The 14,541-nt window shown below is 36.5% G+C and carries 12 protein-coding genes; all 12 read left to right on the top strand.

Going from position 1 to position 14,541, the window contains the following annotated elements:
* The first annotated feature begins 4 nt into the window (after positions 1–4).
* The 12 genes from GYA49_05635 to GYA49_05580 all read left to right on the top strand — a co-directional run bounded on the left by GYA49_05635 (position 5) and on the right by GYA49_05580 (position 14,524).
* On the top strand, positions 5–883 hold the full coding sequence (locus GYA49_05635; protein NMC36497.1) for an FtsX-like permease family protein: 879 nt from the start codon (positions 5–7) through the stop codon (positions 881–883).
* Positions 884–920: 37 nt separating this feature from the next.
* A complete protein-coding gene (locus tag GYA49_05630) occupies positions 921–2,135 on the top strand; it encodes a hypothetical protein (GenBank protein ID NMC36496.1) in 1,215 nt (404 codons plus the stop codon).
* A 106-nt stretch (positions 2,136–2,241) separates the two neighbouring features.
* Entirely contained in the window at positions 2,242–2,685 is a 444-nt protein-coding gene (locus GYA49_05625) for a hypothetical protein (protein NMC36495.1), read from the top strand.
* A 27-nt stretch (positions 2,686–2,712) separates the two neighbouring features.
* On the top strand, positions 2,713–3,948 hold the full coding sequence (locus GYA49_05620; GenBank protein NMC36494.1) for a lamin tail domain-containing protein: 1,236 nt from the start codon (positions 2,713–2,715) through the stop codon (positions 3,946–3,948).
* Between the two features lie 50 nt (positions 3,949–3,998).
* Positions 3,999–4,457 (top strand): VanZ family protein, encoded by a 459-nt coding sequence (vanZ, locus tag GYA49_05615; GenBank protein ID NMC36493.1) that lies wholly within the window; start codon positions 3,999–4,001, stop codon positions 4,455–4,457.
* Position 4,458: 1 nt separating this feature from the next.
* Positions 4,459–5,421: a UDP-glucose 4-epimerase GalE gene (gene galE / locus GYA49_05610; GenBank protein NMC36492.1), complete on the top strand. Its 963-nt coding sequence runs from the start codon at positions 4,459–4,461 to the stop codon at positions 5,419–5,421.
* Positions 5,422–5,618: 197 nt separating this feature from the next.
* Positions 5,619–10,229 carry a glycosyltransferase gene (locus GYA49_05605; GenBank protein ID NMC36491.1) on the top strand — a complete coding sequence of 1,537 codons (4,611 nt, stop codon included), beginning with the start codon at positions 5,619–5,621 and terminating at the stop codon, positions 10,227–10,229.
* Positions 10,230–10,232: 3 nt separating this feature from the next.
* On the top strand, positions 10,233–10,799 hold the full coding sequence (locus GYA49_05600; protein ID NMC36490.1) for a hypothetical protein: 567 nt from the start codon (positions 10,233–10,235) through the stop codon (positions 10,797–10,799).
* A 9-nt stretch (positions 10,800–10,808) separates the two neighbouring features.
* Entirely contained in the window at positions 10,809–11,741 is a 933-nt protein-coding gene (locus tag GYA49_05595) for a phosphotransferase (GenBank protein ID NMC36489.1), read from the top strand.
* On the top strand, positions 11,738–12,646 hold the full coding sequence (locus GYA49_05590; protein ID NMC36488.1) for a glycosyltransferase family 2 protein: 909 nt from the start codon (positions 11,738–11,740) through the stop codon (positions 12,644–12,646). Before GYA49_05595 ends, GYA49_05590 begins: the two co-directional genes overlap by 4 nt.
* The gene (locus GYA49_05585; protein ID NMC36487.1) at positions 12,643–13,752 is read left to right on the top strand and encodes a glycosyltransferase family 4 protein; all 1,110 of its coding nucleotides are present in this window, start codon (positions 12,643–12,645) and stop codon (positions 13,750–13,752) included. The genes GYA49_05590 and GYA49_05585 overlap by 4 nt, the downstream gene beginning before the upstream one ends.
* Positions 13,745–14,524, top strand: a complete 780-nt coding sequence (locus tag GYA49_05580; GenBank protein ID NMC36486.1) for a hypothetical protein — start codon at positions 13,745–13,747, stop codon at positions 14,522–14,524. Before GYA49_05585 ends, GYA49_05580 begins: the two co-directional genes overlap by 8 nt.
* Positions 14,525–14,541 lie beyond the last annotated feature (17 nt).

Below are 14,541 nucleotides of genomic sequence, written 5' to 3'. Positions count from 1 at the left end.
ATTTATGGCAAGCTCAATTTCGACCATGTTTAAGCAAGTTAGACGTACGCCTTATCAGGCTTTAATAGCCGTGCTGATTTTGGCCCTATCTTTTTTTGCGGTAGCAGTTTTTGTCTTAATTTCAGCTGGTTCGCACCTTATTCTCAAATATTTTGAAGCCGCTCCACAAGTAATTGTTTTTTTTGAGCGAGGCAAAGATTTACCTGATCAAGATATTGATCGAATTAAACAAAAACTGGAAGCAACAGGCAAATTAGGTAGTTTTACTTATGTTTCAACCAAGGAAGCTGAAAAAATTTACAAGGAAAAAAATGAAAATGATCCGCTTTTAAATGAATTGGTTGACTACAAAATTTTGCCACCATCTATCGAAATTTCGGCTACTGACATTGATTCGCTAGGTCAGCTTAAAGATGTTTTGGAATCCGAGCCGCAAGTTACTGACATTGCGTATCATGAAGACGTGGTTTCCCAAATGTCACGCTGGTTTAAAAATGTCCGTTATACCGGACTCGGAATGATTGGCTTTTTGCTCTTTTTATCCATTCTAATTTTGATTGTCATTATTGGCTTAAAGGTCAAAGATAAACGGAAGGAAATAGAAATTATGCGCTTACTAGGGGCTTCAGCCTGGTATGTTCATAGTCCGTTTTTACTTGAAGGGATGTTTTATGGGGCTTTAGGAGCGTTTTTTGGCTGGCTGGGTATGTTTACGGCTTTACAGTATGCTACTCCAGTTTTAATTGACTGGCTCAAGGATATTATTGCCTTACCAATTAATATTACTTTGCTTCTGATTATGCTTGGAGTTATGGTTTTGGGTGGCATGGTAGTTGGAGCTATTAGTAGCTTGCTTGCAGTCAGGCGCTTTCTTCGGGTATAACACAAGTAGTTAGTAGCTAATAGTTGACAGATACGCTATGAAGCTTTTCCGCAAACAAAACATCATTCTTAGTATTCTTTTAAGCTTTATTGGTTTACTATTATTGCTTTTAGTATTGCCGACCAGTTCATTGGCTGATGAGCAGGGAGATAAACTGCATGAACTGGAAGAAAAAATTAAAGAATATGAACAAAAGATTGAAGAAGCTAAATCCCAACAGCGTACACTGGCCTCCACAATTGCAGTTTTGGATAACCAAATTTACTTAACTTCTGCTCGGATTACTAAAACAGAGCAAGAAATTGCCGTACTTACAAGCGAAATTGAGGATTTAGCTGTCAAAATCAACCAGCTTGATCAAAGCTTGGATGAAATTACAGTTCTTCTTACAAATAGAATCGAAGAAACCTATAAACGCTCGTTTATGCCTTCAGTCTATTTACTATTTGCCTCTAATGATTTTAGTGATCTACTTTCAAGAGTTAAGTATCTGCAGGCTGCTCAAATGCACGATAAAGAGGTGATGTACGCCTTGGAAGAGACTAAGCAAAACTTTGATAAACAAAAAGCTTTAAAAGAAGAAAAACAAAAAGAACTGGAAGAGCTGCAAACTTTTTTACAAAATCAGCAGACAGTTTTGGCTTCACAAAAAGCAGTTAAGCAAGATTTATTGGTAGCTACTAAAAATGATGAGGCACGTTTCCAATCATTGCTGTCTCAAGCTAGATCTGAGTTTGAAGCGATTCAGGCTATTATTGCTGGTCGGGGAGATGAGGAAGAAGTAGGTGAAGTTAAGGCTGGTGATAAGATTGCTTCGGTTATTACTGGTTCATCATGTAATTCCAGTGGGACCCATTTACATTTTACGGTAGCTGATGGTAATGGTAATACCTATAATCCCTTTTCTTATTTATCAGGCATTGATCACGATAACTGTTCTGGGGGAGGAGATTGTAATGAAGGTGATCCCTTTAATCCTAGTGGGAACTGGTCTTGGCCACTATCTCCTAAAATTAGAATGAATCAAGGGTATGGTAGTACTTGGGCAGTCCAAAACACCTGGGTCGGTCAGATCTACTCATTTCATAATGGAATTGATATTTTAGGTGGTTCAACTGAGGTTCGAGCAGTCCAAGATGGGACGCTTTATCGTGGTAGTTATGGTGGTTCTGGTGGCTGTCGCCTACGTTATGTCCGAGTCGATCATAAGGATGGGGATTTGGAGACGTATTATTTGCATGTGAACTATTAGGTATTGTCAGTCAAAATCACTTTAGAATCCTGCTGCAAAATCTTAAGATATTGAATTTGCAAAACAAGTTCAGAATGAAAATTTTTGCTTTATAATATAGCTTCTAATGATGCAAGAACAAAACATACTCAGGTTTAATTCAATCACTTCAATAAATATTGGCGCTGGCTTATATTGGATTGCAACGGGTATGTTGAATGAAAGTTCTTCAATTGGTGATAAGAATGGCGTTGAAAGAATGACATCAATAATAAATAGAATTTCCAAACTAATAGTTAATGATGGATCTTTAAAACAAACTGATTTACAAATCAGGGCTAAATTGATTGCTATTTTAGACGAATTGCAGACAATTGATCCAGCTCTTGAATTATCACCAATGGATTTATGGGAACTAGCAATTGAAGTTTATTCACAGGATATTACTTTAACAGAAGAGGGACTTGATAAAGAAGAGTTATTTCAAAAACCAGAAAAAACTTTTAGAGAGAGGATTCGAAGACTTGGAAATCAAGGTATTGGTACAATTGTTCCTTTCAAAAAAGATTAGTATGTAGTTTTTTGTTACTATTAAACTATGTCTACTTTGCTTCGTAGCATAGTTTTTTTAGTAGTTTTATTTTTTCTTATTTCGTTTCCACGGTTTGTTTGGGCAATTCCCAATATTAATTCTTATCCGCAACAAATTGAAATTAATCAGGAAAGTAGCTTAAGTTTTACGGGTGATTTAGATTCAAACTCAGAATACTACTATAAAATCAGAATTGGTGTAGATAATACCCTTAATAAAGCTGAAACCTTTAATCCTCAAAGTAATAAGTGGTTGGGTGATAATAGTTCTTGGGTTAGTTTTCCAGTATTAATAACTACAGAAACTGGACAAATCAATCCAGAACAATCAGCAATATTTAGAGTAAAGGATACTGCTGAGTTAGGTAAAAATAACTTGGTTATTAGAGTTCAAAAAGTTGAGACTACTAACAATATTGATAGCGATGAAAAAGAGATTAAGATTATAGTCTCAGAAACAACTTCTACCTCTGAGCTATCACCAACTTCAACTCCGACTCCAACCTCTGAAACTAAAACTTACCAAAACTACGACAATATCAAAATTACTGAAGTTTTTCCTTCTCCAGAAACTGGAGCTGAGTGGGTGGAGTTTTATAATGGCAATGACAACTCCGTTAACTTAGAAGGTTGGTACTTGAAAGACCGCAATGCTTTAGAGAGTAATAAAGATGGAGAAATCATTGCCGATCTGGAAATAGCTAGTAAATCATATAAAGCTTATGAGGTTAACGATATTGCTCTAAATAATAGTGGAGATTTACTCAAATTATTCAATGCTGCTTTGGAAGAAAAATTCAGTTTGGAATATCCAGAAATTAGCAAAGGCATATCATGGGCTTTGGTAAATGATAACTGGTGTCTGGCTGAGCCAAGTCAAAACAGCGCAAATAGTAGCTGTATTGAAGAAGAAAGTGATGAAGAGGAAGATGAAAGTGAAAACCCAACGCCAACGCCTAGCCCCCAAGTTTTAGGTACAAAAACTACTACTCCTAAATCAACTATTAAAAATAGCACTAATTCAGCAGAAGCCAAAAGAAAACTACCAGAGTTACTAAGCACATCCTCTGCTACGCCAATATCTTCAGTTTTAGGTGAGCAAGTTAGTTCTAGATCTGGAACTAAAAAACCACTACTGCCTTTTGGGATTGCTGGTTTGGGATTAGCAATGATTGGAGGGGCTAGTGTGCCAGTGATGAAGCCAAAACTTAATAAGTTTTTACAAAAAGTTAAGAAAAATTAGATTTATATAAACCTACTTCGAAACACCTTCTTGCGGTACAATAGTACTCTATGGCACTAAGTACTATGTTTAATTCTTGTCCATTTCGAAAAATCAAGATGATCAGGTTATGGTTGCCAGTGTTACTATGGTGTGGGGTAATCTTTTTCTTCTCTTCCTTGCCTTCAACCAAAACTCCCTATCTTATTTGGTGGGATGTAGTTATCAAAAAAACAGCTCATGTGACCGAGTACGCTATTTTATTTACCTTACTTTTTAGAGCTTTAAAGCAGACATTTTTAGATACATATGCTATTAAAAATTACAAAATAGTGACGGCTGTCTTAGGTACTCTCTATGCTATGTCTGATGAATACCACCAACGCTTTACCTATGGTCGGACTTCGACAATAAGAGATGTGTTAATTGATGTTGGAGGGATTTTGCTAGCACTATACTTAGTTGGTTGGATTAAAAATAAAAAAGGCAAATTAGTAAAAATTGTTCACTTTATTTACAATAAAACATAATATGAAAATTTTAGTTACTGGTGGAGCGGGATATATTGGTTCGATTTGTGCTCATGAGCTTAAAAAAGCTGGCCATGAAGTAGTAATTTTTGATAGTTTGCAACATGGTGACCGGGAGCGAGTCAAAGATTATGAGCTGGTGATTGGCGAAACTACGGATTTTGAATTTGTCAAAAAAACTCTTGCTCAGCACAAAATCGAAGCAGTCATGCATTTTGCCGCTTGGATTGAGATGGGCGAGTCCATGGTTGATCCGGGAAAATATTTTCATAACAATGTTAATGGGGCTTTACAGTTGCTGCGAGCTATGGTTGATGTCAAAGTCGACAAACTGATTTTTTCTTCTACTGCCGGAGTCTATGGTAATCCGGTTCAGATTCCGATCAAAGAAGACGATCCTAAAACCCCAGTTAACCCTTATGGCGAAAGCAAATTAATGGTTGAGCGGATGTTGCGTTGGTTTGATCAAATTCACCATTTACGCTCTATTACCATTCGTTATTTCAATGCAGCTGGAGCTTTATTGGATGGTAGTTTAGGTGAAGCTCATGAGCCAGAAAGTCATCTTATCCCCAATATTATCAAAGCTGTGCAGGAAAAACGGGAATTTACTCTATTTGGTGATGATTATGAGACTTTTGATGGCACCTGCGTTCGCGATTATATTCATGTATTAGATTTGGCTTCAGCACATATTATGGCTTTGCAGGTATTAAGCGAAGGTCATGCTACTAATGTTTATAATGCCGGAACTGGTCAAGGTTACTCGAATAAACAAATTATTGAGATGGTTGAAAAAGTTACAGGTCAGTCAGTTCGAGTAAACATTTCACAACGCCGACCAGGTGATGCTAATGAGCTTATTGCGGATAGCACAAAGCTGCAGCAGGATTTGGGCTGGAAACCTCAATATTCAGATCTGGAAACAATCGTGACTTCTGCCTGGAAATGGCATAACCGCTAATTTTTCCTTAAGTTTTTTTCAACCCCTCCCAATTTTCATAACTTAATGTCATTTATATTAATAATATAGGAAAATATTGCTATATCTGTAATATTAGGTATAATACTTATATAAAATTCATTTATAATTAATTATCGAATTATATAGGTCTTAATTTAAAGTACTTACAATGATTCAAGCCTGGTTTCTATATTATTATGCTAGCTTCGATTAGTATTATCATTCCAGTAAAAAATGAGCAGGAAAGTCTTCCTGTTTTAATCCCCAGGTTGTTGGAAACTCTTCAAAAAAATTTTAGGCATTTCGAAATTATTGTTGTCAATGATCATTCAACCGATAAAAGTTTAAAAGTTTTGAAAAATCTTAATAAGGAATATCCTTTTAAAATAATAACTAGGAAAGAATCTTCTGGGAAAGGTAAAGCTGTTTGGGTGGGAATTAAGGCTGCCAAATACCAGACTATTGGTTTTATTGACGCTGATTTAGCGTATCCTCCCGAAATAATTCCAGAACTAGCTGAAAGCATAAAGCAATATGATTTAGTTATAGGTAGTAGGAAATATCAAAACAAACAGCGGGTTGGTAAAAAGCTACTAGCTTCTTTGTATAAATTTATTTTTGGTACATTACTATTTAATCTACAGGTTGATATTCAATCCGGTATTAAAGTTTTTAAAAAGAAAATTATTGATCATATTGAAATTAAGCCAGGGAATTGGAGCTTTGATCTAGAATTTGTCCGTAGGAGCGTTGAGGCAGGTTTTAGTATTGGAACTGTGGAAGTACCTTATCATGGACGCCAACACGGTAACCGGAAATCAAAGTTATTTTCAGCCAGTTTTGAACTACTAAGCTTGTCGATTTGGCAGCGTCTTCATCACGTCAAGCCTTTGTATATTGATCAAAATAAAGAGGGTGTAATTGGCTATAAACGGAGACGGTTTACTACTCATACACAGTTAGAATTACATCAATCAGCTATTACAAGCTTGAAGCATTGGCAAAAATTGACTATATTTCTAATTTTGGCTTCAGTGGCTGTGGGCATATGCCTAAATCCTATTCAGACATTAAAAGTAGTGGTTGCGATTTTAAGCTCAATCTATTTTATTGATGTTTTATTTAATCTCTATTTAATTTTAAAAAGTCTCCATTTCCCGCCAGAAATTTCAGTTAGCCAAGCAGAAATTCAAGCTTTAAAACCAGAGCTTTTACCCATCTACACCATTCTTTGTCCGCTATACAAAGAAGCTCATGTTTTGCCACACTTTTTGAAATCAATTGCTAAGCTTGATTGGCCCAAGGATAAACTTGATGTCCAGTTGCTTTTGGAAGAGGATGACAGGGTTACGATTGAAGCTGCCGAGAAACTAAATTTGCCTGATTATGTCAGAATTATTGTTGTCCCTCATTCCCAACCTAAAACAAAACCCAAAGCTTGTAATTATGGTCTTAAGCAGGCTATTGGTGAATTTTTGGTTATCTATGATGCAGAAGACCAACCTGATCCATTGCAGCTTAAAAAAGCCTATCTTGCTTTTAATAAAGCTTCGGATGACGTCAAGTGTTTGCAGGCCAAACTTAACTACTACAATCCTGAGCAAAATATTCTCACCAGGCTGTTTACAGCCGAATATTCGCTTTGGTTTGATATTACCTTGTCCGGTTTGCAGTCAATAGATACCACTATTCCCCTTGGCGGTACCAGCAACCATTTCCGTACTCAAGAATTGCAAAAGCTGCAGGGTTGGGATGCTTTCAATGTGACTGAAGATTGTGACTTGGGCGTAAGGCTTTTTAAAGAAGGTTTTAAAACTGCCATGATTGATTCGACAACTCTTGAGGAGGCTAATAGTAAAGTAGGCAATTGGTTTAGGCAACGATCCCGATGGATTAAAGGCTATATCCAAACTTACTTTGTTCACATGCGTCACCCGGTTCAGTTTGTCAAAAATCAGAGTTGGCATGCTTTTATTTTTCAATTGGTAGTGGGGGGCAAAATTGCTTTCATGCTCATTAATCCGATTTTATGGTTAGCAACAATTGCTTACTTTTCGCTCTACGCCATCGTTGGTCCGACTATCGAATCCCTCTATCCGGCCTCAATTTTTTACATGGCTATGACTTCACTGATTTTTGGTAATTTCTTATTTATCTACTATTACATGATTGGCTGTGCCAAGCGAGAACAGTGGCAACTGGTCAAATTTGTCTTTTTGATTCCTGTGTACTGGTTGATGGTAAGCCTAGCGGCAGTAAAAGCCCTATGGCAGTTTATAGTCAAACCGTACTACTGGGAAAAAACCATTCACGGTTTGCATTTAGGACAGCAACAGGAACAGGCCGAGGCTCAAGCGGAACAGCAAGTTGAATCAGTTGATAGGCAAAGTTTTATTGGCCGCAGATTTGGATTTTTAATAAGCACTGATGCGGTATCGGGTGGGATTTTAGTGGCTGCCTCCATGTTGGGTAATGTGCTGAATTTTCTCTATAACGCCTATCTATCTAGAACTATTTCTTTGGAAAGTTTTGGTTTAGTGAGCCTGATGGGCAACTTCCTGTTTTTATCTGCTATTCCTCTAAGCGGTTTATCCCGGACTATTACCAATAAAAGTGCCTACTATTTTGGTAAGTATCAAACGGCTATCAAAAGCTACTGGGCTCACATTCGTAGCAAGGTAGTTTATATCGGTTTAGCTTTGACGGCTCTGTGGTTATTAACTACGCCTTTTCTCAGTCATTACTTTAATTCCTCAAGTGTCATCCCGTTTATACTATTTACCCCAATTTGGTTTATTGGCACGGTAGCAGCAGTTGATAGTGGTTATTTGTCTGGAATTTTACAATTTAAAACTTTAGCTTTTATGGTTGCAGCTGAAGCTACCAGTAAATTAGTCTTCACCGTGTTATTAGTTCAACTTGGTTTTGAGCATTGGGTTTATATGGCGATTCCCTTATCTATGGCTGTTTCGTTTCTAGTTGGGTGGTATGCAGCCAAAAAAACTAAGGAGAAGCACATTGAACAAAGCCCGGCTTTATACAAATTTCCAGTTAAATTTTTCTCAAGTTCAGTTTTATTGAAATTTTCATCTGTAGCTTTTTTGAGCTTTGACGTAATTTTAGCCAAACATTATCTTTCACCTAGTGACGCTGGTCACTATGCCCTAGTAGCTTTGGTGGGCAAAATGATTTACATGATTGGCAGCCTGTTTAGCCAGTTTGTTTTACCGATTGTGAGTAAAGCTGAGGGGGAGAGTAAAGCCAGTAAACCAATTTTTTATAAGCTTTTTTATCTTTCCAGTGGAGTAAGTTTATTAGCCTACCTATTTGTTGGTCTGTTGGGTAAATACACCACACCATTACTCTTGGGTAGTAAAATAGTTCCGGTAGTTGGACTTTTGCCAATTTACGGCATTGCTATCTTTTACTTCACGGTGGCCAATATTATTGCCACCTTCCATCAGGCTAGGAATAAGCACCTTTTCCCAACTGTCAATTTTATGTTTGCCTTGGTGCAAATTTTTGGCATTGTTTTGTTTCATAGTAGTGTGAGTCAAATTGTTTGGGTAATGGCTATTGTGGGATTGGCCAATTTGTCAGCCATGGCTTTTCTGCATATTTTTGCTGATGCCTTGCCGACTATTTGGGGAAATATCACTGATTTTTTAGGGCTGTTTTTATCTGTTCCTGCTCCAGAAAAAAAGAAGCTTGATAGCTATAAGATTTTGATTTTTAACTGGCGTGATACCAAGCATATTTGGGCTGGGGGAGCTGAGGTTTATGTCCATGAAATTGCCAAACAGTTGGTGGAAAAAGGCCACACAGTGACAGTTTTTTGTGGTAATGATCACCACAATCCTAAGTTTGAAACCATTGACGGTGTCCATATTGTCAGGCGGGGTGGTTTTTATACTGTCTACATTTGGGCATTCTTTTACTACCTATTTCGGTTTAAAGGTAAATATGATGTGATTATTGACGGTGAAAATGGCATTCCCTTTTTTACGCCACTGTATGCCAAAGAACCGATTGTTGGCTTAGTTCATCATGTGCATCAAGAAGTTTTTCGTAAAAACCTCAACCCCTTTTCAGCCATGCTAGCTACCTTTTTAGAAAGCCAACTGATGCCTTGGGTGTATCGTAATGTGGAAATGATCACGGTGTCCGAGTCTTCTAAAAAAGACATGATCAAAATTGGTCTGGGCAAAAAACATCAAATTGCCATTATCAATCCAGGGGTGACAGTTTGCAGTCCCAAAAATAGCAAAAAAACTTCCTACCCATCAATCCTGTATTTGGGCCGATTAAAAGCATATAAATCAATAGATACACTTATTGAAGCGATGGTAGAGATTAAACAAAAACAGCCTAAAGCAAAGCTAACTATTGCCGGTTTTGGAGAGCATAAAAAACAGCTCAAAAAACTGGTTAAAAAACTTCATTTGCAAGACACTGTTTCTTTTGTAGGTAAAGTTAGTGAAGAAGCTAAATACAAACTCCTAACAGAGTCTTGGGTTTTTGCTTATCCGTCTTCAATGGAGGGGTGGGGTATCTCGGTCATTGAAGCCAATGCTTGTGGTACCCCAGTAGTGGCGGCCAATGTCCCTGGCTTGCGGGATTCCGTTTCTAATCCCCATACCGGTTACTTAGTTCCTCATGGTGATAGCGGTGCTTTTGCTCAGAAAATTACCCAGCTTTTGACTAAGAAAAAACTGAGGACCAGAATGGAGCAAGAAGCTCAGAAATGGGCTGGGCAGTTTAGTTGGGATAAAAGCAGTCAAAAACTTATTGAGATTATAAAAGCCTAAACTATGAAACTGACGATAAAAAAACTACTAGATACATTAAGATTTCACCTGACCTTGTTTTGGCAGACACCGAAAGATTACTTATACTCATTTACTTATTCTGGAAAAAGAAAAATTGCTATTAAACCATTTTCCGGCCATGCCCGAAAAGTAGCCTGTGAAATCATTGCTTGGGCTGAAAGTACATTTCCCGGTACTACTGTTTACTTTGTTGGCTCAACTAATTTAGGTATAGAAGGTATTGGTGATGTAGATTTGTTTATGCCTTGTGAGCCTAAAAATTTCAACAATATAGTCCCAATTATCGAAGCGAAATTTGGGTTGCCCACTAAAACCAGACCTAGTTATGTTGAATGGAAAATTGATTATAAACAGGTTGAGCTTGAATTTACCATCATTGACCCACAGTCAAGTTTTCTCAAAATGCAATTGGAAATTTTTGAAAAATTACAAAGCAATTCTAAAATTTTAGCTGAGTATAAAAACCTCAAAACATCTGCCAACCATCTTTCGGTGCGAAACTATCAACTTAGAAAAATGGAGTTTTTTAATAGATTATTGAGCTCATAAGTTACTCCTATGTCTAAAAATCCAAGTAAACAAAATCATTTTCCTAAAACAGTGGGTAAGTACCGTTTTAAAGCTATTGCGCAAAGCTGTAATCATCAAACTAGTTATCGTTATGCCTGGTATGAAAATAATCAAGGTAGACAAGCGATAGCTAAAATGTGGAGTGGCAACATTCCAAATCTTGATCGTTACTGGATAGCAAATGACTTGCTGTTCCATCAATTATTTAACCAGCTAAGCAGGCAAGAAAGACTTAATTTACAAAAAAAGTATCCAAATATTTTAATTCCCAAATTACTCCATTTTATTGTTAAGCCTACACGAATTGTAATTCTATTTGAAAAGATTGACTGTGTAACCGTTAATAAAAGTAACTTATCAGCCAAGCAAAAAATTAGCTTGTATGAAAACGTGTTTGCTTATTTGCACCATCTTGGACAAGTCCAAAACAAAGCTGTTTTTAGTAAATTGAAAAAACGGGGCATGAATTACAATATTGGCACTTTTGTAGCTTTTGCTGTCAAAGCTTTACTGCAGTACCCAAAAAAAATAAGTGAACTTTGGTCGGCTATTAGCATTTTTTTTGCAAGCACACCCTTGCTGCTAACCCACAATGAACTGGCTTTAGCGCATCGGGATATTGGTGATTATAATTTACTCGTAGCGCCAGGCAATAAAGTCTATATTATTGATTTCCAGTTAACAGTTTTGACTCATCCTTTGTTTGAGATTATCGATTTTTTGACCGATCTGTGGGAAGATCAGGATTTGTTCAAACTATTTTGGCAAAGCCAAACTATACAGACTATTTTGAAAACCCCAAAACAAAAACAAATTTTTAAAGCCTTAGCTATTTATGCCATATTTTTGGAGCTGACTGCAGTTGTTGATGCCAACCAAAACTCGTCACTAAAATTTTTACATCACATCTTAACTATATGATCAAAACTATAAGACCATCCGTTACCATCGGTATTCCAGCTCACAATGAGGGTAAAAACATTAAAGCCTTGTTATTAACTATTCTTAATCAAGTACAAAGAGATTTTGAAATCAAAAATATTATTGTGATTTCTGATGCTAGTAGTGATACAACGGTTAGCCAAGTTAAGTCTTTAAAAAATCAAAAAATCCAAATATTTGAAAATCCAAATAGAAGTGGAAAGTCAGCTTGTATTAATCAAATCTTTGCAAAAAGTCGTGCGGATATCGTAGTTATTTTTGATGCTGATATTAAACTTCCTGACCAAAAAGTTTTGCAAACATTATTAACCCCTATGATTACAGATTCTGAGGTTAAACTAGTTTCAGGATATGTGAAGCCGATATCACCACAAACTTTTGCTCAACATATTGCGTATATGTCATGGCATGTTTGGGATTTAACTAAAAAAATTGCCAATCAGCCAATGTATTTTTGCGAAGGCGCTATCAGAGCTTTTGCTAAACCGCTTTATAAGCAATTAGTTTTTCCTAGCTTTAGTGCAGATGATGTTTATCCATACCTATATTGCCAAACGCACAGTTTAAAATATTACTATAAACCTGAAGCCTATGCTCAGTTTGTTTTGCCGGCCACATTACGAGACTACTTCAAACAAAATATCCGCTACCTTCATTCACAGAATGTGCAAGAAAAAAACTTTGACAAAGATTTAATCAGCAAATCATACACCATTACAATGAGTCATAAATTGAGGGGACTGTGGCAAAGTATGACGCAAAGCCCTGGATGGACTTTAATTTATATAGGGGTAGTACCCTTAGTTCACTTGGTGGCATTTTTTGATAAAAAGGAAGTTAGTGCCAATTGGACTGTCATTAGTTCTACTAAAGATACCTTATGAAAGCACGTATAGTTTTTTCCAGCTACGACAGTCTAAAAAATCCTTACTATGCAGGAGGTGGAGCTTTAGCAGTACATAAAGTAGCTAAGGCGTTAACTAAAAACTATAACGTTACTATTTTTACAGGCAAATATCCGGGTTGTCATGATAAAAAAATCAATAGAATACAGTATTGCCATATTGGAATAACTTGGTTGGGACCAAAACTGAGTCAGTTGGCATTTCAAATTGCTTTAATCTACAAAGCCATCAGTGAACAATATGATTTATGGATTGAAAGCTTTACCCCACCATTTTCTACTACCTGTTTACCACTGTTTACTAAAAAACCGGTGATAGGTTTAGTGCACATGCTGGCAGGGGAAGATATGCAGCGCAAGTACAAGCTACCGTTTATTTTTTTTGAAAACCTTGGACTTCGTAGTTATCAGCATTTTATTGTTTTAACTCAAAAGATTAAAAACAGAATTTCAGCCGTCAATCCTAAAGCTCAAATGTATGTAGTCAGCAATGGAGTTGATGTGTATGCTTTGCCAACCACCAAAACTCATAAAAATTTTATTCTGTTTTTAGGAAGATTGGAAATTGACCAAAAGGGATTAGATATCTTACTTGAATCGTATAAACAAACTGAGGATCAAGTTAAGCAGAACTTGATTATTGCTGGGAGTGGAACTAAAACTGAAGAAAATCGGTTGAGAAAAATGATACACAAACTAGAATTGCAAGATAGAGTTATATTGCTCGGTAAAGTTGTTGGCAAAGAAAAAAGGAAATTGCTCCGCCAAGCTTCTTTTATTGTGATTCCTTCTAGGTTTGAAACTTTTTCAGTAGTAGCTTTGGAAGCTTTAGCCTATCGGTTACCCATAGTTGGTTTTACTATTGATGGCCTTAGTTGGATTCCTAAAGATTGCTGCTATCTCGTAAAAGACTTTGATAAAGAAGCATTATCTCAAGCTATTAAAACAATGGGCCAAGATGAAAAACTGAGAACCGCTATTTCCCATGCTTGCGAAGAAGGAGTAAAAATATTTAGTTGGGATTTAGTAGTAGAAAAATACAAACAAATAATTAAAGATGTTCTAGTAAATAAAAATTATGTTTAAAACATTACTAGCAACCATTGTCAAAGAAAAAATTCCCTGCTTTTTTATCTCGCCCCACTTGGATGATGCGGCTTTGTCGGCTGGGGATTTGATTGCATACCTAAGCTCAAAAACCAAAGTGACTGTCATAACTGTTTTTACCAAAGGCTCAGAAGGGCCATATACGTTGTCAGGGAGACAGCATTTAAAAGTCAACGGTTACCAAGATTTACAAAAACTTTTTGCAGATAGAAGAGTAGAGGATAGGGAAGTGTTTAAGCTCCACAATGTCAAAGTTGAACATTTACCATATACTGATGCCTCTTTCCGTAAAAAACAAAGCAATAAACAATTTTTACAATTTTTGGGCAAACTGTTACCGGAATTTTTACACGTCTACCCTACGTATCGATGGCATGTGTTATTGGGTCAAGTAGCCAAAGAAGAAAATACTTTGATTAATCAAATTAGTGACCAGCTAGCAAGACAAATACCAAAAAAAGCTGTAGTCTTTGCTCCACTGGGAGTTGGTAAGCATGTTGACCACATTATTATCAGAAAAGTTTGTAGTAAGTTGGCAAGAAACGTAGTCTACTGGTTGGATTTTCCTTATGGGTTAAAGGAAGATTTGGACACAGAATTTATTAAAACAAATCAATTGATCAAAACCAGATTTTCTAAATGTGGAGATCAAAAGAAAACCATGATCAAAGGCTATAAAACTCAAATTTTTGGGTTATTTCCAAAAGGACTTGTGCCAGATTTGCCCGAATATTACTTTACCCACCGGTGACCTTATTCACTTGCTAT

This window comes from Candidatus Beckwithbacteria bacterium, from assembly GCA_012797845.1.
GTDB lineage: Bacteria > Patescibacteriota > Microgenomatia > UBA1400 > UBA1449 > JAAZOH01.
The sequence above is the reverse complement of the archived record's forward strand: the minus strand, read 5'-3'. Positions and strand labels throughout refer to the sequence as shown.

Bases quoted from the DNA above. Each gene is read 5' to 3' on its own strand.
- GYA49_05605 (NMC36491.1), top strand. From the start codon at position 5,619: ATGCTAGCTTCGATTAGTATTATCATTCCAGTAAAAAATGAGCAGGAA.
- GYA49_05620 (NMC36494.1), top strand. From the start codon at position 2,713: ATGTCTACTTTGCTTCGTAGCATAGTTTTTTTAGTAGTTTTATTTTTT.
- GYA49_05630 (NMC36496.1), top strand. From the start codon at position 921: ATGAAGCTTTTCCGCAAACAAAACATCATTCTTAGTATTCTTTTAAGC.
- vanZ (NMC36493.1), top strand. From the start codon at position 3,999: ATGGCACTAAGTACTATGTTTAATTCTTGTCCATTTCGAAAAATCAAG.
- GYA49_05580 (NMC36486.1), top strand. From the start codon at position 13,745: ATGTTTAAAACATTACTAGCAACCATTGTCAAAGAAAAAATTCCCTGC.
- GYA49_05595 (NMC36489.1), top strand. From the start codon at position 10,809: ATGTCTAAAAATCCAAGTAAACAAAATCATTTTCCTAAAACAGTGGGT.
- GYA49_05635 (NMC36497.1), top strand. From the start codon at position 5: ATGGCAAGCTCAATTTCGACCATGTTTAAGCAAGTTAGACGTACGCCT.
- GYA49_05585 (NMC36487.1), top strand. From the start codon at position 12,643: ATGAAAGCACGTATAGTTTTTTCCAGCTACGACAGTCTAAAAAATCCT.
- GYA49_05590 (NMC36488.1), top strand. From the start codon at position 11,738: ATGATCAAAACTATAAGACCATCCGTTACCATCGGTATTCCAGCTCAC.
- GYA49_05625 (NMC36495.1), top strand. From the start codon at position 2,242: ATGATGCAAGAACAAAACATACTCAGGTTTAATTCAATCACTTCAATA.
- GYA49_05600 (NMC36490.1), top strand. From the start codon at position 10,233: ATGAAACTGACGATAAAAAAACTACTAGATACATTAAGATTTCACCTG.
- galE (NMC36492.1), top strand. From the start codon at position 4,459: ATGAAAATTTTAGTTACTGGTGGAGCGGGATATATTGGTTCGATTTGT.